General features: G+C 60.9%; 16 protein-coding genes. 10 read left to right on the top strand and 6 right to left on the bottom strand.

The genetic code is table 11. From position 1 onward, the window contains the following. Positions 1-6: 6 nt before the first annotated feature. Both phnA and FEZ63_RS16125 read right to left on the bottom strand, forming a co-directional pair. Positions 7-1254, bottom strand: a complete 1248-nt coding sequence (phnA, locus tag FEZ63_RS16130) for a phosphonoacetate hydrolase (protein ID WP_420846290.1) — start codon at positions 1252-1254, stop codon at positions 7-9. A gap of 17 nt (positions 1255-1271) precedes the next feature. Then, positions 1272-2426, bottom strand: a complete 1155-nt coding sequence (locus FEZ63_RS16125) for a 2-aminoethylphosphonate--pyruvate transaminase (RefSeq protein ID WP_150946299.1) — start codon at positions 2424-2426, stop codon at positions 1272-1274. Positions 2427-2539: 113 nt separating this feature from the next. Between FEZ63_RS16125 and FEZ63_RS16120 the strand changes: the two genes are divergently transcribed. The 9 genes from FEZ63_RS16120 to FEZ63_RS16080 all read left to right on the top strand — a co-directional run bounded on the left by FEZ63_RS16120 (position 2540) and on the right by FEZ63_RS16080 (position 10505). After that, positions 2540-3433 carry a LysR family transcriptional regulator gene (locus FEZ63_RS16120; RefSeq protein ID WP_150946298.1) on the top strand — a complete coding sequence of 298 codons (894 nt, stop codon included), beginning with the start codon at positions 2540-2542 and terminating at the stop codon, positions 3431-3433. Between the two features lie 163 nt (positions 3434-3596). Continuing rightward, a complete protein-coding gene (gene pbfA / locus FEZ63_RS16115; protein WP_150946296.1) occupies positions 3597-4961 on the top strand; it encodes a (R)-1-hydroxy-2-aminoethylphosphonate ammonia-lyase in 1365 nt (454 codons plus the stop codon). Between the two features lie 76 nt (positions 4962-5037). Beyond that, positions 5038-6426, top strand: coding sequence for an FAD-dependent oxidoreductase (locus FEZ63_RS16110; RefSeq protein ID WP_150946294.1), 1389 nt, complete (start codon positions 5038-5040; stop codon positions 6424-6426). A gap of 368 nt (positions 6427-6794) precedes the next feature. Beyond that, positions 6795-7640 carry a transporter substrate-binding domain-containing protein gene (locus FEZ63_RS16105; RefSeq protein WP_150946292.1) on the top strand — a complete coding sequence of 282 codons (846 nt, stop codon included), beginning with the start codon at positions 6795-6797 and terminating at the stop codon, positions 7638-7640. A gap of 13 nt (positions 7641-7653) precedes the next feature. Continuing rightward, positions 7654-8313, top strand: a complete 660-nt coding sequence (locus tag FEZ63_RS16100) for an amino acid ABC transporter permease (protein WP_150946291.1) — start codon at positions 7654-7656, stop codon at positions 8311-8313. Between the two features lie 19 nt (positions 8314-8332). After that, the gene (locus tag FEZ63_RS16095) at positions 8333-8989 is read left to right on the top strand and encodes an amino acid ABC transporter permease (RefSeq protein ID WP_150946289.1); all 657 of its coding nucleotides are present in this window, start codon (positions 8333-8335) and stop codon (positions 8987-8989) included. Then, on the top strand, positions 8986-9762 hold the full coding sequence (locus FEZ63_RS16090; RefSeq protein WP_150946288.1) for an amino acid ABC transporter ATP-binding protein: 777 nt from the start codon (positions 8986-8988) through the stop codon (positions 9760-9762). Before FEZ63_RS16095 ends, FEZ63_RS16090 begins: the two co-directional genes overlap by 4 nt. Positions 9763-9905: 143 nt before the next feature. Beyond that, a complete protein-coding gene (locus FEZ63_RS16085) occupies positions 9906-10151 on the top strand; it encodes a hypothetical protein (RefSeq protein ID WP_150946286.1) in 246 nt (81 codons plus the stop codon). 78 nt (positions 10152-10229) lie between these two features. After that, entirely contained in the window at positions 10230-10505 is a 276-nt protein-coding gene (locus FEZ63_RS16080) for a GNAT family N-acetyltransferase (RefSeq protein WP_150946284.1), read from the top strand. 23 nt (positions 10506-10528) lie between these two features. Here FEZ63_RS16080 and FEZ63_RS16075 read toward each other — a convergent pair whose 3' ends face one another. The 3 genes from FEZ63_RS16075 to FEZ63_RS16065 all read right to left on the bottom strand — a co-directional run bounded on the left by FEZ63_RS16075 (position 10529) and on the right by FEZ63_RS16065 (position 15629). Continuing rightward, entirely contained in the window at positions 10529-13009 is a 2481-nt protein-coding gene (locus FEZ63_RS16075) for a spermidine synthase family protein (RefSeq protein WP_150946282.1), read from the bottom strand. Between the two features lie 351 nt (positions 13010-13360). Next, the gene (locus FEZ63_RS16070) at positions 13361-14599 is read right to left on the bottom strand and encodes a CAP domain-containing protein (RefSeq protein WP_150946279.1); all 1239 of its coding nucleotides are present in this window, start codon (positions 14597-14599) and stop codon (positions 13361-13363) included. A 142-nt stretch (positions 14600-14741) separates the two neighbouring features. Next, the gene (locus tag FEZ63_RS16065; RefSeq protein WP_150946444.1) at positions 14742-15629 is read right to left on the bottom strand and encodes an NAD(P)-dependent oxidoreductase; all 888 of its coding nucleotides are present in this window, start codon (positions 15627-15629) and stop codon (positions 14742-14744) included. Between the two features lie 263 nt (positions 15630-15892). On the opposite strand from FEZ63_RS16065, the gene FEZ63_RS16060 reads away from it, so the two are divergent. Next, complete coding sequence (locus FEZ63_RS16060; protein WP_150946442.1) at positions 15893-17053, top strand: SMP-30/gluconolactonase/LRE family protein; 1161 nt, start codon at positions 15893-15895, stop codon at positions 17051-17053. A 25-nt stretch (positions 17054-17078) separates the two neighbouring features. Here the strand turns inward: FEZ63_RS16060 and FEZ63_RS16055 are convergent, their stop codons facing one another. Further along, positions 17079-18515 carry an NAD(P)/FAD-dependent oxidoreductase gene (locus FEZ63_RS16055; protein ID WP_150946277.1) on the bottom strand — a complete coding sequence of 479 codons (1437 nt, stop codon included), beginning with the start codon at positions 18513-18515 and terminating at the stop codon, positions 17079-17081. Positions 18516-18542 lie beyond the last annotated feature (27 nt).

Genomic DNA, 18542 nt, shown 5'->3' with positions numbered 1-18542 from the left:
ACTCTCCTAGTTCACAAGGTTGAGCGCGACGTCGAAGACATCGAAATTGCGCAGCTGCCGACCGGCCGGCAGCGACAGCTTGCGATTGACGATCATCGGCACAACCTGCTCGGTGAGGCCGCCATGAGACCGCAAGGGCTCGGTCAAACCCGAAAGATCATGACGGGCGCGGCTGGTTCCGATCACTTTGTGGCGCGTCGAGACGACCACGATATCGCCAACCCGGTCCGGCGGAAGTTCAAAACGCGCACAGGCATCTTCTCGGCCGACCGCCAGTTCGATGCCCTCGAGCATGGCGAGTTCCTTGATGACAGCGGACCGTTCAGCCTCTTCCGGGAGATAGATCGTGGCAAATGAGCCGAGTGCCCCATGATGCGCCACATACGGGTCGGTAATGGGCAGGATGACGCGCGCCCCATTGAGCATGGCGGTCTTGTCGCACCAATCCTGGAGATAGATGACGTCGGGCTCTCCGTCAGGCAGGTACTTGTCGTTCATCCCGTGATCCGCCGTCAGCGCGACGACGCAGCCCATTGCATCGAGCTGCGCAACGTAGCGGTCGATCATCGCGTAGAACAAATTGGCAATCTCGGAGCCCGGCGCCGCCTTGTGCTGGATGTAGTCGGTCGTCGAGAGATACATCACGTCCGGCCGGAACGACTGCATCAGCTTGACGCCTGCAGCAAAGACAAATTCTGAAAGGTCCGCCGAATAGACGTCCGGCAATGGCATGCCCACGAAGGTCAGGAGATCGCCGATTCCATTTTCCGCCTTCGTCGCCTTGTCGGCCTTCTCGGAGGAAAACGCGATCGCTCGGCCGGTCGCGGGGTCAAGCCCTTTTCCAAGCAACGTCCGCAGCTTGTCTTTTGCGGTGACGACCGCAACCTTGGCGCCGGCGTCCTGGAACGCCTTCATGATGGTGTCCGCGCGCATGAAGCGCACGTCGTTCATCATGACCTCCTCGCGCGCTTCCGTGTCGTAGAAATAGTTGCCAGCGATGCCATGAATAGCGGGCGGCCTTCCCGTGATGATCGAGATGTTGTTGGGATTGGTGAAGCTCGGGATGACGCTCGTGGCGAGCAGATTGGAGCCTGTCTTCATCATCCGGTCGATCGTCGGCGCCAGCCCCGCCGCGATGGCAGCCTCGATATAGCCGGGCTCGGAACCATCGATGCAGACTGCAACCGTGGGAATGGTCGGAATGCGGTAGCGGCGACCGTTCGCGGTAACCTCGGCGGGGGTGATGTTTTGCACGTTCATCGATCTCTTCCTCAAGCGGCTTTGCGCAGGGGCGTTGCGACGCCGAGGGTGGTCAGGACGTCGCGGACCGCTTCGAGCGCCGCTCGCATGTCCTTCGGATAAAGCCGGCCGATGCAGCCAATGCGGAAGGAATCGGCCACGGTGAGCTTGCCAGGATAGATCAGGAAACCGCGCTCGCTCAGGCCGTCGTAGAATTTCTGGAACACGAAAGCCGGATCGCTGGGCATGTGAAACGTCACGATAATCGGCGCCTGAAGATCTGCGGGCAGCAACGTCCTGAAGCCAAGTTCGCGCATGCCGTCGATCAGGATTTTGCCATTTTCGGCATAGCGGCCACCGCGACCCTGCACGCCACCCTCCGCCCAGAATTCCTTGAGCGCCTGATGAAAGGCGACGATCACATGGATCGGCGGGGTGAAGCGGAACTGTCCTGATTTCTCGAAATTCTGCCACTGATCATGCAGGTCCAGAACCAGCGTCGTCGCGTTGCCTTTGGCGCCGCTCACGACATCGCGCTTCACAATGACAAATCCGAGGCCCGGCACCCCTTCGATGCATTTGTTGGACGAGGCCGCGACCGCATCGAATGGCGTCTCCCGCGCGTCGAGCGGGAGCGCGCCAAACGCACTCATCGCATCGATCAGGAACCGGCGCCCATGCCGGGCCACAAGCTTGCCGATGGCCTCGATGGGATTGCGGATGCCGCTGGTAGTCTCGCAATGAACTGCAAACACATGGGTGATAGTGGGGTCGTTCTTCAGGATTTCGTCGATCGCCGTAAGATCGGGAGGCGTATCCTCGGCGGTCTCGTAGGCCGTCGTTTCACGGCACGCGATATCGAGAATGCGCTTGGCACGATGGCCATAAGCACCGTTGATCAGCACCAGAACTTTCCCGTCGGGCGGAACAAGACTGGTCAGCATCGCCTCGACCGCAAAGGTGCCGGAGCCCTGCATCGGGACGGTGACGTAAGTTTCCTCGCCGTGAATGATTTCCGGCAGGCGGGCGAGCACCTCCTCGTTGATCTTCAGGAAGGTTGCGTCGCGAGACCCCCAGTCGTGAACCATGACGGCCTTGACGGATTTCGACGTCGTCAATGGGCCCGGCGTGAGCAAAAGGGGGTCACCGGTTTCCGATTCTGCGCGGTTGATCGCGTGAGAGGACATGTCGAAATCTCCTGGTCAGTGCGCCAAACCTGACACGCGCCTGCTATTGGTCAAATACTTGTTATGCATACTTAGTATTGATAACATCTATATGACTGCGGCAGGCGGTGGCCATGAACATAACTTTATTGCACGCTTTTCACCAAGTCGCTCAGGAGGGCAGCTTCACGCGCGCCGGGATTGCCGGTGGCGTCAGTCAATCGACGCTCTCTGCGCAGGTCCGCGCCTTGGAGGTGGCGCACTCAGTCAACCTTTTCGACCGCCGCAGACGTGGCGTGACCTTGACGCCCATCGGCCAGAACCTGTTCTCCATCACCACGCGACTTTTTGCGGCCGAAGACGAGGCGGCGGCGCTGCTCGGCGGCGCGCGGACGCTCACCCACGGCCACCTTCGGGTCGCGGCTGACAGCGCCAACCATGTGATGCCGCTACTGGTTTCTCTCAAGCGGGACCATCCCGGGCTCACGTTTTCACTGCGCGTCGGTAATTCCGCGGATGTTCTACAGCAGATTATCGACTACAAGGCCGACGTCGGTGTCATGGCAAAGCGCGTCTCCGACCCGCGCATCCACAGCCTGCCGCTCCGCATGGACCGCCTTGTCCTGTTCGTGCCGAAATCGCATGATTGGGGCTACCGCACGCACGTTCTCATGCAGGAACTCAACGGCCGGCCGCTCGTCGTCCGGGAGCGCGGATCAATCACCCGAGAAGTCTTCGAGAACAATCTTTCGGAGGCCGGCATACGACCCGGTTCGGTCATGGAGGTCCAAACGCGCGAGGCTGTTCAAGAGGCGGTCATCGCTGGCTTCGGCATCGGCATCGTCTTCGAAAGCGAAGTTCGCGATCATGCGGGCCTTCATACTTTAAACGTCGAGAATGCAAGCCTCTCCGTCAAGGAATACGTCATCTGCCTTGAGGAGCGGCGAAGGGTTCCTCTGGTGTCGAGCTTTCTCGATATTGCCGAACAGGTTGCAAGGGCAAGCCTGCCCTTGGAAGAAATTGTTTGACGTCTGCGGCTCGGTCACGCTTGGCGCAAAGCGGTCCAACTTCTCCCCCACGGCAACGGCTTTTTGCGAATCCAATGGTTGCATGAACGCCTCATTCCGGCTCCAATCAGAACTGGTCGACGAACGACACCGGCCGACAGGTAACCAGCCAAGAGAGAAGTCGATGCTCCAGGAACACGCTCCAGCCGAGTCCGAAAGCGACACGAACTCAACTCCGGCGCGGGCGGCCTGGTCGACCGAAAATGTGAATGTCGAAACCCGCGCGTTGTTGGACCGCGACTCGAACGCTTTCCTGCATCAATCCGTATCGACCCCGTGCCTCACGGCGATCAAGAAGGCGGAGGGCATCTACATTGAGGATACTGGTGGCAGGCGCTATATCGACTTCCACGGAAATAATGTTCACCACATCGGATACGGCCATCCACGCCTGAAGCGTGCCATTTCCGAGCAGATGGATGCGCTGCCCTTCGCGCCGCGCCGATTTACGTGCGAACCCGCTGTCCAATTGGCCGAGAAACTCGCGGCAATCACGCCGGGCAACCTCTCCAAGGTTCTTTTTACCACCGGCGGATCGGACGCGATCGAGGTTGCGATCAAGGTCGCGCGGGCCGCCACGGGCCGTTTCAAGACGCTGTCGTTCTGGGATGCGTTCCACGGAGCAGGGTTTGGTGCCGCGAGCGTCGGCGGCGAGGCTCTGTTTCGCGGCAAGCCGCACGGACCCCTGATGCCCGGAGCCGAACACGTGGCGCCGTTTGGCAGCTTCAATTGCCCCTATGGTGGTCGCAACGCTCAGGAATCGGGCGATGTCTGCGCACGCATGATCGACTACGTGTTGACCCGCGAAGGTGATTTCGCGGCGTTCATCGCCGAGCCGATCCGCGCCGTTCCGTACGTTCCACCGCCAGGCTTTTGGCGCAAGGTTCGCGAGGCCTGCGACCGCACCGGAACTCTGCTGATCTTCGACGAAATCCCCACCGGGCTTGGCAAGACGGGTCGCATGTTCTCCTGCGAGCACGATGGTGTGACGCCCGACATCCTGGTCCTCGGAAAAGGACTAGGCGGCGGCATTCTTCCGATTGCGGCCGCGGTGTGCCGGCCGGAACTGGATGTGGGCGAGGCGTGGGCGTTCGGGCACTATACGCATGAAAAAAACCCGGTCACGACGCGGGCTGCGCTCGAAACCATTCAGATTATCGAGGACGAAGGGCTGGTTGAGAACGCAGCGCGTGTCGGACAATGCGCGCTCGAACGTCTGGAGAGTTGGAAAGACCGATTCACCGAAGTCGCAGACGTGCGGGGTCGCGGCTTTCTCATGGGCGTCGAGCTTGCCAGCAACGATGACAAACGACCCGCCAAAGCAATCGCAGAGCGAACCCTTTACAACGCGCTGGAGAACGGCCTCTCCTTCAAGACGACGATGGGCAATGTCCTGACGCTGACCCCACCGCTGGTCACATCGCAGACGCAAATGAACCAGGCATTGGATATTCTCGAGAAGGCGCTGGCGGCGGCGCGCAACGCCTGATGCGACCGTTTTCAGATCCCGCGCATCGCGAATGTCAGTTCGTAGCTGTTCTGGACGAAAAACAGGAGCGTATTTGATGAGACCATTCTGGCTGGACCAGGCACTCCAGAAAGATGCGGGTTCGGCTCCCCCTCTTGAGGGAGAAACGACGGCGGATATCTGCATCGTCGGCGGCGGTTTCACCGGCTTGTGGACCGCAATCCATCTCAAACGCGCGCAGCCGCACCTCGCGATCGTTCTCGTGGAAGCGGACATCTGCGGCGCCGGTGCCAGCGGCCGGAACGGCGGGTGCGTGCTCAGTTGGTCGACGAAGTTCTTCACATTACAACGTCTGTTCGGCGAGGAAGAGGCAATCCGCCTCGTCAAGGCAAGCGAGGATGCGATTGCGGCGATCGACACGTTCTGCCGCGAACAGCATATCGATGCGGAATTTCGTCGCGACGGTACCTTGTACACGGCAACATCCCGGGCCCAGGTCGGTTCGGCCGATGCGGTCATCGCGGCTCTCCAGGCACGCGGCATCTGTTCGTTCGACCATCTCACCGCCGCGGAGGTTGTCAGCCGTGCAGGATCCAGCAAACATCTTGCGGGCGTCTACTCGCCGAACGCCGCGACCGTACAACCGGCGCTTCTCGTCCGCGGGCTGCGGCGTATCGCTCTGGAGATGGGCGTGCGGTTGTATGAGAACACGCCGATGCGCCGCTTGGTGCAAAGCAGCCCTCCAACGGTCGAAACTTCACGCGGCGTGGTGCGCGCAGGAAAGGTGGTCGTGGCGATCAACGCCTGGATGGCCCGGCAGTTTCCCGAATTTGAGCGGACGATCGCGATCGTGTCCAGCGACATGGTCATCACGGAGCCGCGGCCTGATCTCCTCGCGGCAATCGGGCTGACAAACGGCGTCTCGGTTCTCGATTCACGAACCTTCGTCCACTACTACCGGACGACATGCGATGGCCGCATCATGCTTGGGAAAGGCGGCAACACGTTTTCGTTTGGCGGAAGGATCCTCCCTGTCTTCGATGCCCCTTCTCCTTACCTGTCGATGCTGACCGACCGCCTGAGGCAATTCTTCCCATCCTTTGCGGGCGTCCCCATTGCCGCGAGCTGGAACGGCCCGTCCGATCGCTCCGTAACAGGAATACCGTTCTTCGGCCGGTTGAACGGCCACCCGGATATCGTCTACGGGTTGGGATATTCCGGGAGCGGCGTCGGACAAAGCTATCTCGGAGGCCAGATTCTCGCCTCCCTCGCCCTCGACCGTGACGATGCATGGACGCGCTCGCCGTTGGCGAAAGGACCGCTAGGGTACTTCCCGCCGGAGCCCGTTCGCTACATTGGATCGATCGTGGTCCGCGATGCGATCCGACGGAAGGAGCGAGCCGAGGATCTTGGTCGCAAGCCGTGGTTTTTTGATGCCATGCTGAGCAAGCTGGCCGATGCCGCCGGGAAGTCCGACAAGATGTGACCCACCGTTCCCTCCGCTTCGCATTCGGGCTTGTTCCGCCGCACGAAACAGAAGGCCGTTTACATCACATCCTCCGTGAGGCTTTCTCGATGCGACACATCGAAGGGCAAGGGCGCGCGTGCCAATTCGGCGAATGCGGGTAGGTTTCTCTCAAGCGGTCCGGCCGGCACCCTGTTCTCGCGGGCGGCTCGTGGTCCGACCATCCATCGAACTCCGTTCCAATTTTCGTCGTGCTGCCCTGCCGCATCATGCCCGCAACACGATACCGGGTCGTGGAAACGTGTCTCTGTTTCGCGCTTGTCAAAAGCTCCAAAGCCAGAAACGATGGCAGAGCTTGATGAATATGACTTCAAAACGAGGGAACCATCATGTCGAAGACAACGATACGCATCGCTGCCGGAATAGGGTTGTTTGCGTTGGCCATGCTGCAGGTGCCGTCAGCGTCCGCTCAAGGTAAGCTGCAAGAGGTTCTCAGCCGGGGGAAACTCGTCGTGGGCACCGGAAGCACCAATCCACCGTGGCATTTCCGCGATGAAAAAGGCGCACTCGTCGGCTTCGACATCGAGGTCTCCAAGATCATCGCCCAGGGCCTCTTCGGCGATCCCACGAAAATCGAATTCGTCAACCAGGCTTCGGACGCGCGCATCCCCAATATCGTCACGGGCAAAGTCGACATCGCATGTCAGTTTGTGACCGTGACGGCGGCGCGCGCCCAGCAGGTGGCCTTCACCGTGCCCTATTACCGCGAGGGCGTGAGCCTGATGATGGTGAAAGGTGGCCGCTACGCGGATTATGCGGCTCTGAAGGCTGCCGGCAATAAAGTTACGATCTCGGTTCTGCAGAACGTTTTTGCCGAGCAGATGGTCCGCGACGCTCTTCCGGAAGCGAAGGTCGATCAGTTCGAAAGCGTGGACCTGATGTATCAGGCGCTGAATTCGGGCCGTGCGGACGCCGCCGCGACGGATTCCTCATCCCTTCGCTACTACATGAAGCAGAACGCCGGCCGCTATGTCGATTCCGGTTTCAGCTGGAATCCGCAGACCTATTCCTGCATCGTCAAGCAGGGCGATCCCGATTGGCTGAATTTCGTCAATGTGGCTCTGCGCGAATCCATGACGGGCACGACGTTCCCGCTCTACAAGGCTGCGTTCGAACTATGGTTCGGCGAAACTCCGCCTGAGCCGAAAATCGGCTTCCCATACGAGTTCCGCTAGGGTCTGAAAGCCCGTGGGATATTCGCTACATTTCGGCGCGATCTGGGCGAGTTTCGACAGACTTCTGTCGGGGCTCGCCATTGGCCTTGGGCTCGCAATCGCGGCGGTTCTTATCGGCACCTTTCTGGGGCTGCTGGCGGCGTTCGCCAGCGTCGGTCCCTCGCGTCTCGGGCGCCTGATCGCCGGGTCATACGTCATGATGATCCGGAACCTGCCGCTCCTCGTGCTGGTGCTGCTGGTCTATTTCGCACTCCCGCAGGCCGGGATAAGGCTCGACAAATATGAGAGTTTCATCGGCGCGTTGGCACTCTATTCGGGCGCATATCTGACGGAGGTTTTTCGCGCTGGTCTGCTGTCGGTGCCAAAAGGCGTGGTGGAGGCCGGACGCGCCATCGGCCTGACACGGTTTCAGACCGGCATCTGGGTGACTGCGCCCGTGATGCTTCGCAACGCATTGCCGTCACTGGGCAACACCTTCATCAGCATGTTCAAGGACAGCTCCATTGCGGCGGCAATCGCGATTCCGGAGCTAACCTTCGAGGCGCGCAAGATCAACGTGGACACCTTCCGCGTCGTTGAGACTTGGCTCGTTGCAAGCGGGCTCTACGTCGCCGCATGTTTCGCCATCGCCTCGTTCCTGCGAAGCCTCGAGCGTCGATTTCCGAAATTCTGAGCAGAGGTTCAGCAAAGGAATGCAAGTTTTCCTCGATCAAGTCTGGACCGCCCGCTGGCCGCTTTGGGACGGATTCCTGCTGACGATCGAAATCGCCGCTGCGGCGATCGCTTGCGGGACGGTGCTTGGCTGCATCGTCGGCATCCAACTGGTGTTCGCGCCCACGCTGGTCCGTTTTCCGTTCAGGGTCTATGTCGATGTGATGCGCGGAACGCCATTGCTCGTCTTGATCCTCGCCGCCTTTTACATTCCGTCCGTGGCGGGCCTGAACCTCAGCGCCACCCAGGCGGGGATTCTGGCCCTGACGCTCTTTGCCGGCGCTCATATCGGCGAATTGCTCCGGGGGTCCCTGCAGGCAATTCCACCAGGTCAGGCGGAGGCCGCGCGCAGCATCGGCCTGACCTTCCCACAGATGCTCGCTTATGTGCTTCTGCCGCAGGCGCTGCGAAGCGCTTTGCCTCCGTGGATCAATACCGGCGTCGAGTTGATCAAGGGCTCGAGCCTGCTATCCATGATCGGCGTGGGAGAATTGCTTCTGAAAACGCAAGAAGTCATTGGGCGCACTTTCATGACCATCGAGTTTTATGTCTTCGCCGGATGCCTGTACCTGATCACGAACATTCTCCTCGACCAAGTCGGCAAGACCGTCGAACGCTACGCCGGAGGGCGCTCATGACGGAAACCTTGCACCCTTTGCTCGAAATCCGGGGCCTTCGAAAACAATTCGGGACGGTCGAAGTTCTCAAGGGTGTCGATCTTGCCTTGAACAAGCGCGAGGTCGTGTCGATCATCGGCTCCAGCGGGTCCGGCAAAACGACCCTTCTGCGCTGCGTCAACCTGCTTGAAGAGTTTCAGGGGGGCGACATCGTTCTCGATGGCGAGACGATCGGTTACCGCATCTCAAAAGGACGTCGATACCGCATCCGCGACCGCGATTTGTCGCGCCAACGATCAATGACCGGCATGGTCTTTCAAAGCTTCAATCTGTTCCCTCATCTCACGGCCGCTGGCAACGTGATGCTCGGATTGCGCAAAGTGCGCCGCCTCGGTCGCGACGAAGCGCGCGCCATAGCGGAAGCCTGGCTCGGGCGGGTCGGTCTGGCCCAGCGCGGCGACCACTATCCCAGCCAACTTTCGGGCGGGCAGCAACAGCGCGTCGCCATCGCGCGTGCGCTCGCGATGGATCCCAAACTGGTCCTGCTCGACGAGGTCACGTCGGCTCTCGACCCGGAGCTTGTCCAGGAAGTGCTGAACACGGTGAAAAGCATCGCCGACGACGGTGCCACGCTTCTGATCGTCACCCACGAGATGCGTTTTGCACGGGATGTTTCCAATCGGGTTGTGTTCATGGAGCAGGGTCAGATCGTCGAGGACGGCCCGCCTGCCGAAATCTTCGGCAATCCGCGCAGCCAACGCCTGGCCGAGTTCCTGCGCAATACACGCACCTGAGTGGTCTTCCGACGAGAAACAATGGCGCGGCTCCAAGCCGAGGCAGTGTGCCCTCACGCTCATATGGCTAAGCCCGCTCTTGACGTTCAGCAGGGATCGGCGGAAGCTTGGGCCCGACGCCGCGGAAGGATCCCGGAGGTCCTATGCTATCGAGCATGTTTCTCGTCGGATTGGGTGCGCTGCTGGTCCTTTGCGGAGTGGTGTTCATCGCCGGGCGGATGATCTGGGCCGGGCCGCTGAGCCAAGCCAGGCGCTCCCGGACCTCGATACCGGGCGCCACTCTGGAACCGCGAGGGCGGAGCAGTATCTTTGATGTCAAAGCCCAACTGCCGGGCATCGGATTGCTCGCGATGGGGATCGTCCTCTTGATCGCCGCAAGTGCCGTTTAGGCTGACCGTGTCTCAACAGCCTCGGGGAACGCGGACGGCCGGAATACGTTTGGCCTCAAACTCCAATGGGTGATCGGCATGAGTAGCGGTATCCGCGACAATACCGCGAGCGGTCGGTTCGAGCTCGATGTGAATGGGCAGATTGCCTTTGCCACCTATGAGCGACGAGGACCCGTCCTCGCGATCAAATACGTCGAGGCTCCGGTGCCTCTTCGCGGCACGGGCGCCGCGGGCGAGTTGATGCGGGGTGTTGCCGAGATCGCTCGCGCGGAGGGCAGCAAGATCGCACCTCTCTGTGGTTATGCCTCAGCGTGGATCCGCCGCCATAAGGAATATCACGACCTCCTGGCATGATCGCCGCGCAACCGCAGCGCACCTTACTCGACCTGTTGGAAGGAAGCAGGCTCGACCGCGTCGCCCGGGTCGGTGCGCTCCCGCCGAGCCTCCGCGTATCTGACGAGAAGCAATGCCGGTCCCGGTAACAGCAGATAGCAGAATGCCCCGACCCGAAGCGTCGTATCGATGCCGAACTCGATGCTTGTCAAAACGGCAATGCTCGCCGCCAGCACGCCCGCAGCACCATTGATGCCCCAAAACCAGGGAGTCGGCCTCTTGTCGATCACGGAAACCAGCCGCATGCCAGTCGGAAAACCGAAGCCCATGAGGAATCCGGCAGGCGCAAGCACCAGAACCGCCAATCCGGCTCGTGGCAGCAGGCCCGCGCTTTCGAGCCGGAGCAATGCCTCAGGCAGCCACAACGGCAAGGCAACGAGATAAAGGCATGTGAGCGCCGGCCACGCGACCAGCCTTTTCGTGTCGTTGAGCGGAAAGCGCTCGGACGCCAGGCTGCCGACCCCCGTTGACAGGATGAGGCTGAACAACACGACGCTGAGGGCGTAGACCGGATGGCCTAGGAAGACACTGATGCGTTGCAATAGCGCGATTTCGACCATCATGAATCCGATCCCGATCAGCGCGAAATAGGCCGTTCCGGCAACCGTCAGCGTTGTCGCCGCTGTACTGACGGTGGAGCGGAGCGGAATGATGATCGTTGCTGCAACGAGAACCGCCGATATGAGGATCAGCATCGCGAGCGTCAGCGTGGCGCTGAGGTTTCCACCATAGACGCCCGGTCTTGATGCCAGCGCGAAGAGATTCTGGTCGAGCAGGCGATCGAGCCGTAACTGATTGAAGAAGAACGGGCGGGCGTCGGTCGGCGCGCTCAGATCCAGATATGAGGCTTCAGTCGCCCGCCGGAGGGCATGCCGATCCGGCGCTGAAACGATGCTCTCGAGGAGCGGCGACGCCGCCTGCCCTGCCGGGTCGAGCAGAACGGAAAAGTCATATGTCGCCGCAGTTCTGCGCAATTCGGCGAGGGCTTGCTCCGACAAGGGTGATCGCGACATCACAAGGGTCGCGACACTGCCCGACGAGCCCATGAACAAGTGCCGTTTGGGGTCGGGGATGCCGAGATCCTGGAGCGTTGCAACCGCAAGGCTCACCATCCGGCCGGTTTCGTTGACCTCCCCGGGAGCATACCAGCGGCTCACGGTGAAAACGCCGTCGGGCGTCAGGCGCTGCAGGAAAATCCGCCAGGCCTCGACGGTGTAGAGCCCATTCTCCGACAGTGTGAATGCGCCCGCACCCGTTGCGGCCCAGGTGTCAATAAGACTCATCTGGATAATATCGAAGGAGCGGGTAGCCCGGGCAAACCAGCTTCGGGCCTCGTCGACCTGGAACGTAATGCCGGGCTGGCGGCCAATGGTGGTGTAATCCGCGTAGCGCTGGGTGAGCAGATCGATGAAAATGGGGTTTATCTCGATCCCCACGACCTCCGGAAGCCCAAACAGGCGTGCAGACAGGAGGTCCCGACCACCGCCGACGCCGATCACCGCACCCGTCTTCAGACCGGGGATCGCATAAGCGAGGTTGGTCACATCGAAGCGGAGAAAAGCCATTTCCTGGAGATCGCCCGTGAAGCGGTAGACCGCCGTTCCGGCGCCCCCGTCAATATGCATCCAGCGCTGATCGACCTGTTGCGGAACGTACCGAGGGGACGGCCCCCACAGCACCGGCGACGTGACCTGGTTCTGGCCGATTGTGATGCGGGAGAACGAGTTCCACTTTTCGTAGGCGATCGTCGCCGGTTGCTCGAGATTGTCCTTCACGATGGTCGGACGAATGCCCTCGGTTAGGCTGTTGGCAGCAGCGAGCAGGACGAGAGCCCCGAATATGACCGTCCGAAATCGGAACAATGTTGCGGCAATCGGTTGATGAGACGGAGCGCCCTGGCCGCCGCCGCTGGCGAAGCTCAGGCCGCCCGCCGCAATCAGGGCAGCAACCCACAACACCGCTGATGGGCCGCTGACAAGGTTGAGCAGCACCAGCGCGCCGAGGCAGCCGAACGCGGCCCCGAGCAGATCCGCCCCGTAGACGATCCCAACGGGATACGGACTTCGGGTCAGCGCCAGGCTGACAACAATGCCGGAGAAGAAAAATGGCAGCGCCAGCGCGATGGCGAATTCCGCCCACACGACGAACGACATGGCGGATGCGGGCAAGCTCGTGACGATGGTCAGCTGCACGAGCAGCGCAAAAACCGTCGCAAGAGCGAAGCTGAGGGACGCGACGCTCAGATGATAGCCCAAGAATTGGGATGTGAAGGCTTCGGAACGAAGATAGACCCAGACAGCTCCCGCGGTTAACCCGAACATCGCAATGCTGATGATGAAAAACGCGAGGTGGTACCAAGAGGTGACGGAAATGATCCGGGTCTCGACGATCTGGAGCATGAGCGTCGCTGCGGTGACCAGGCCGAGGCCCGCATAGAACGGCAGCCGTTGCGCAACCTTCTGCAAGCGTCGCCTCCCTGTCCCGCACTGCGAACGTTCTTGACGTGCTGCCAGCCGGGCGGCTCGGATCTGTCGCGACAGGCTTGCCGTCGAAAGATCCGATACGCGAACTCTCCCACAGAATGGAGCCAATGTCAGCTTGGCAGGGAGGTAGTCGAGGGTGAGACGGGAACGAGGGGATCCCGCTCTCCTTCGACGATGGGAGGCTCAAGCCAACTGGCAGGTGGGAGCAGCCCGCCGATCCAACGCCGCACTCCAGAGCGTAAGCGCAAGGGCGACGGCCACGAGAAGTCCCCCGTTGAGAAGATCGTGCGTCCCGTTCCTAAGGAAGCGAACGACGCTGGTCACCACTTAGGCTCAAAGCCAGAAATCGCCGCGATCGATCAACGTCGTGGCCCTATTCAGAACACCGATAGTCTGGCCGTTCGCCTGAATCAGTACGTCGTCGTAGATACCATCCATGTCGATATCGGCGCGGCCGATCTTCAACGAGACATAGCCGAGCCCATTTCCCCGCAGGTCGATCTTGTCGCGTCCATTCTGGAAGTCGTCGATGCGATCATTGCCCCAGCGGCCCTTGAAGATGAACACATCAACTCCTGCTCCACCAATAAGCCGATCCGCGTCCGAACCACCAAGCAACCTATCTGCACCCGAGCCGCCATTGAGTCGGTCGGCACCGCTCTGGCCGAGCAAGCTGTCATTTCCAACGCTCCCTGACAGATAGTCATTTCCAGTGCCGCCATCGAGACGATCGTTTCCACTCTGGCCATAGAGTGAATCGTTCCCGCCGAGACCCTTCATGACATCGGCCATCGCCGTTCCATGGAGCTTGTTGGCCTTCGCCGTGCCGGCAATCACGGCCGAGGCTGCAGCCCCTCTCGTCAGATTTGGGTCGATCAAATCGAGCTTCACGTTTCTTGAGCCTATCGTCACCTGTCGGGTGGTCGTCTCGACACCGCCGCCCGAGAACGTCACATTGTAGGCGCCCGTTGGAAGATCGAGTTGGTAGCCACCGGAAGCTATGGCCATCGCCGTGTAGGCGGCGCCGGACGAACTGACGGCCCGAATGGTGACACCTCCCAAGCCCTCGCCCGGGTCATAGAACTTGTCGCCATCTTTGTCGTCGAAGGCAACGCCGGTCAGGATCGAGCTCGATCCGGAGCGCGCAAAATTCTGCGTCACGAAGGCACTGTCCCAGCTCTGATAGATCCCCGTTTCAAAACCGATCCCGATCTCACGGAAATCAGCGTTCAGGATATTGGCCTTGTGGCCTGCGCTGTTCATCAGGTTCGCGTGCAGCAATTGCACCTCGTCCTGAAGTCCGGCCGGTGCGCGCGTACTGGCCCAGGCGATATTTTCACCCGAACTCCACGACCCGGCGAATTGATATCCAGCCGCCTTCATTCTGTCGGTCGGAGCCGAACCTCCTGAGCCGGTGTGAGAAAACACGTCCGATGCAATCATCCACCGGCTGTGATCCTCGGACGAGACAAGTAGGTTCGAGTTGAAAGCAAGCGGTTGCGCGCCAACCTTGGCACGTTCTGTATTGATCAATTCCAGAAGAAACTGCTCGTAAAAACTCGGTCCCGCCATAGTAACATCCTCCCAATTTGTCGTTTTAGATGAACTTCTCAGATGAAATTGCCGTGACGGCTTCGTAAATTTTTGCGGCTATAGGGAATTCTGTTCGCTCGTGCAAGCGTGACTATATCGTCCTCGGCATATCCTGAGCGAATTACTTGATGCCGTTCAGTTCGGAGATGACGTCCGACAACATCGGCACGTAGTCTTCTCCATGCCCCGTGCCGACAGCGAGTGCGAAGCTGTTGCGTACAGCGGCGCCAACCGGATTTGCGAGACCAACCGAATTGGCGAAGGAGGCCAGATAGGTCATGTCTTTCAAGCCGTTGCGGAGCGTGAACTTGTGGGCGTTCGGATCCCGATCGAGCACCCATTTGAAAAATGTCTGGTAGAAACCGCAATCCATGCGGCCCCCGCGGATCACGTTGTCGAAAAGCTGGGGAGTAAGTCCAGCCTTGGAGCCGAGCGCCAGTGCCTCCGAATAGAGCGCCGCATAGCCCATCGACAGAAAGTTATTGAGGAGCTTCATCGTGTGCCCCGTCCCGGTCGGACCGACATGCACGACGCGAGCCGCAAAGGCGTCCAGAACCGAACGGGCCCGCGCCACAACAAGCGGATCGCCACCGACCATCACATCGAGTGTGCCAGCTTGAGCGTCCGCTGGCGTGCGCCCCAGAGGCGCGTCGATCAGAGTGATGCCACTCGGCGCAAGCTCGGTTGCAAGTCGCATCGTCACCGACGGATCCGCGGTTGAGCAGTCGATAACCAGTAGTGGCTTGCCGGCTGCGGCGAGTCCGTCAACCCCTTCAATAATCGATTGAACTTCCGCCGATCCCGTGACGCAAAGGACGACGATATCCGATTGCTCGGCGACGCCTTTCGGATTTGCAGCCTCGGCCGCCCCTCGTGCCTTGAGATCCTCCACCGGTGCGCGGTTACGATGGGCCATCACCGTCAGCGGCCAACCCTTGTCGACGATATTTCCGGCCATGCCATGGCCCATCAGTCCGACGCCGATGAATCCAATTCTTTCCCTCACCAGACCAACTCCTCGATGAGACCCATGATCATGCGCGCCCGCTTGCTCAACACAGAGTTCATGAATGCGCCGCAATAGAGGCGCGAAATTGGCTTAGACGTCGCTCCACGGCTCTCAAACGAAGGGTGCTGACCATGACAGCTGTACCGACCGGACTTCAGGACCAGATTTTTCTGACCCTTCCCCTGGAATTGCCAGAGGATGCAAAGGGGCCGCGACGCGCGTTGCATCCGCTGATCGCCTCACGTCGGACGATCTTGCGAGCCATGGGGTTGGGCGTCGTCGCAATGGGATCCGGTGCGGCTCTCGCCCAAACCCCGGCAGGCCCGGCGGCGCCGCCGAGCACGGTGACGACTCCACCTCGGGACTTCAGCCCGCGCGGTGCACCGACGACCTACTTCACGGACCCGGATGTTCTCACCGTCGATCCGGCGTTCAACAACTACGCGCAGCCCAACAGCGCTATCCAACGTCTGTGGACAGGGGCTTTGTGGTCCGAGGGTCCGGCGTGGAATGCGCAAGGACGTTATCTCGTCTGGAGCGACATTCCCAACAACAGGCAGCTTCGGTGGCTGGAGGATGATGGACGCGTGAGCGTGCTGCGTTCACCATCGAACAACAGCAACGGCAACACGTTCGATTATCAGGGCCGTCAACTCTCCTGCGAACACCTGATGCGTCGGGTGGTGCGCTATGAACTCGATGGCTCAGTCACGGTGCTCGCCGATTCTTATGACGGCAAGCGACTCAACTCGCCGAATGATGTCGTTCCCCACCCGGACGGGAGCTATTGGTTTACCGATCCACCCTATGGCGGCCAGCTCTACGAAGGTGCGCCGGACGCGCCGGGCGGACCGAGCAATGCGAATGGCCGGCTTAACCCGAAGCTTGGTCAACCACCCGGTATTGGAGAGTGGCGACGTGAACTGCCGACCAATTGCTACCGCGTCGATCCGAGCGGCCGCGTCGACCTCGTGGTGAGCGAGCAGCAGGTTCCGGATCCGAACGGGCTATGCTTCTCGCCCGACCACAGAAAGCTATATGTCGCGAGCACGGGTAAGGGGCCAGGCGATCAAGGCGCCGGCGGCAAGGGTGACGTGCACGTCTTCGATGTCGGCACCGACAACAAGCTGTCGAACCAGAAGCTCTTCACCGATTGCATGGTGGACGGCGTCAAATGCGGGCCCGACGGACTGCGCTGCGATGTCGACGGTAACGTCTGGGCGTCAAGCAACGCTGGGCGCGCGGTGGGTTACAGCGGAGTCACGATTTGGAATCCAGAAGGCAAGCTCATCGGGCGCATTCGTCTTCCGGAAATCTGCGGGAACATCTGCTTCGGTGGGCCGAAACGCAACCGCCTGTTCATGGCTGCGAGCCAGTCGCTCTACGCCGTCTATGTGAACACCCAGGGAGCGGCGCCCGGTTAGCACAGGCCGCTTCATTCGCCATTCTCTAGCGGGTGCCGATGCGCATGCCGAGCAAACGCGGCAGCAACGCGACCGCTCGCGCGTGGATCGGACCTTTCCGTTCGTTTTCCTCCGCTTCCTCGCAGGCGAGAATTCCCCATCTTACGGCGCGCCCGCCAAGGGTGCGGAATGGCTCCGGAGGTAGAGCAGGTATCTTACGCGTGCAGAGCGGAAGCATCGCCCATTCGTCTCTTTCGTCCAACACGAGGGACGCGAGGCATTGTCCGCCGATATAGGTTGCATTCACCCCATGCCCCGAATAGCCGCAGCCGTAATGGACCCGGCTCCGAGGCATGGTTCGGAAGAACGGCAACCTGTCCGCCGATACATCGATCGCCCCGCCCCACACACGGGCGACACGCGTGTGATTCAGTGCCGGCAGGAGACGCCGCAATCCCCGTTCGGCGCGGGCCGCGGAGGCGCGGTCGTTCGTCAGTGCCGGATCATGCGTATTCCCACCATAGCTGATCGGGCCGGAGCCCGACCCCATCAGAACTCGCCCGTCCCGGGTTGTTCGAAAATAGTGGATGAACATGCGCAGGTCGGCGATTCCTTCGCCGCCAGTCCAGCCGATGTCGGCCAGCTGCTCTGGCGCTGGCTCGGTCATGAGCGCATAGCTTGAGAATACGCTCACGTGGGGTCTGATTTCGGGATCGACCGCGAGTTCCGTATTGGTAGCGAGCACGACGTCCCGGGCAATGATCTGTCCCTGCGGTGTCACGATCCGGTTCGGCGCCGCGCGCTCCAATTTGAGCATCGGCGTATTTTCGAAAATGCTGACGCCCGCGGCAATTGCCGCCGCTCGAAGCGCGCGCGCAAGCCGCGCCGGGTGCACGTTCGCACCTTCAGGAAAGTAAATCCCAGCCCGGAATGCCGGCGAGCGGCATCGGGATGCGAGTTCCTCGACCGTCAGGGCAATCGCCGTATCGCCTACGCCGAGGCGGCGCGCCGTCTCAACCAGATTCGAGATTTTGGAATCCTGCGCCGGAGCGGCGGAAACGCGCAGGTTGCCGCTCTCCCGCCACCAGACATCGCGTCCCGGCGCCGTCGCGAAAGTACGAATGCCATCTTGCGCGCGCGTGCCGGCCCGAGCGACTGCGAGGGCTGCATCCGGCCCGATCGATGTTTCCATGCCAGGAAGCGAGGCCCAATAACCATGGACCTTGCCGCCGTTCTTGCCACTCGCCCCTGCGCCACAGAGCGACGCTTCGATTAGCGCGACACTGAGAGACGGTCGGCGCTCTTTGAGTGCGAGCGCAGTCCAGAGCCCGGTATAACCGCCCCCGACGATGACCACGTCCACATTGAGGTGGCCCGCCAGTGCCGAAGCTGTGGGCGATCCCGCCTCCTGCCTCAGGGCGTCATCGAACCACCACGAAGACGGTGCCGGATCGATGCTTGAGAGTTGATCGTCTGTCTTCATGCTGCCTCTAGTGGCTGCGAGGCAGAT

Source organism: Microvirga brassicacearum (assembly GCF_008757455.1).
Taxonomy (GTDB): domain Bacteria; phylum Pseudomonadota; class Alphaproteobacteria; order Rhizobiales; family Beijerinckiaceae; genus Microvirga; species Microvirga brassicacearum.
The sequence above is the reverse complement of the archived record's forward strand: the minus strand, read 5'-3'. Positions and strand labels throughout refer to the sequence as shown.

Excerpts from the sequence above, each read along its gene's own strand:
- FEZ63_RS16125 (WP_150946299.1), bottom strand. The coding sequence starts at position 2,426 with ATGTCCTCTCACGCGATCAACCGCGCAGAATCGGAAACCGGTGACCCC.
- FEZ63_RS16120 (WP_150946298.1), top strand. The coding sequence starts at position 2,540 with ATGAACATAACTTTATTGCACGCTTTTCACCAAGTCGCTCAGGAGGGC.
- pbfA (WP_150946296.1), top strand. The coding sequence starts at position 3,597 with ATGCTCCAGGAACACGCTCCAGCCGAGTCCGAAAGCGACACGAACTCA.
- FEZ63_RS16110 (WP_150946294.1), top strand. The coding sequence starts at position 5,038 with ATGAGACCATTCTGGCTGGACCAGGCACTCCAGAAAGATGCGGGTTCG.
- FEZ63_RS16105 (WP_150946292.1), top strand. The coding sequence starts at position 6,795 with ATGTCGAAGACAACGATACGCATCGCTGCCGGAATAGGGTTGTTTGCG.
- FEZ63_RS16095 (WP_150946289.1), top strand. The coding sequence starts at position 8,333 with ATGCAAGTTTTCCTCGATCAAGTCTGGACCGCCCGCTGGCCGCTTTGG.
- FEZ63_RS16090 (WP_150946288.1), top strand. The coding sequence starts at position 8,986 with ATGACGGAAACCTTGCACCCTTTGCTCGAAATCCGGGGCCTTCGAAAA.
- FEZ63_RS16085 (WP_150946286.1), top strand. The coding sequence starts at position 9,906 with ATGCTATCGAGCATGTTTCTCGTCGGATTGGGTGCGCTGCTGGTCCTT.
- FEZ63_RS16080 (WP_150946284.1), top strand. The coding sequence starts at position 10,230 with ATGAGTAGCGGTATCCGCGACAATACCGCGAGCGGTCGGTTCGAGCTC.
- FEZ63_RS16070 (WP_150946279.1), bottom strand. The coding sequence starts at position 14,599 with ATGGCGGGACCGAGTTTTTACGAGCAGTTTCTTCTGGAATTGATCAAT.
- FEZ63_RS16060 (WP_150946442.1), top strand. The coding sequence starts at position 15,893 with ATGGGGTTGGGCGTCGTCGCAATGGGATCCGGTGCGGCTCTCGCCCAA.
- FEZ63_RS16055 (WP_150946277.1), bottom strand. The coding sequence starts at position 18,515 with ATGAAGACAGACGATCAACTCTCAAGCATCGATCCGGCACCGTCTTCG.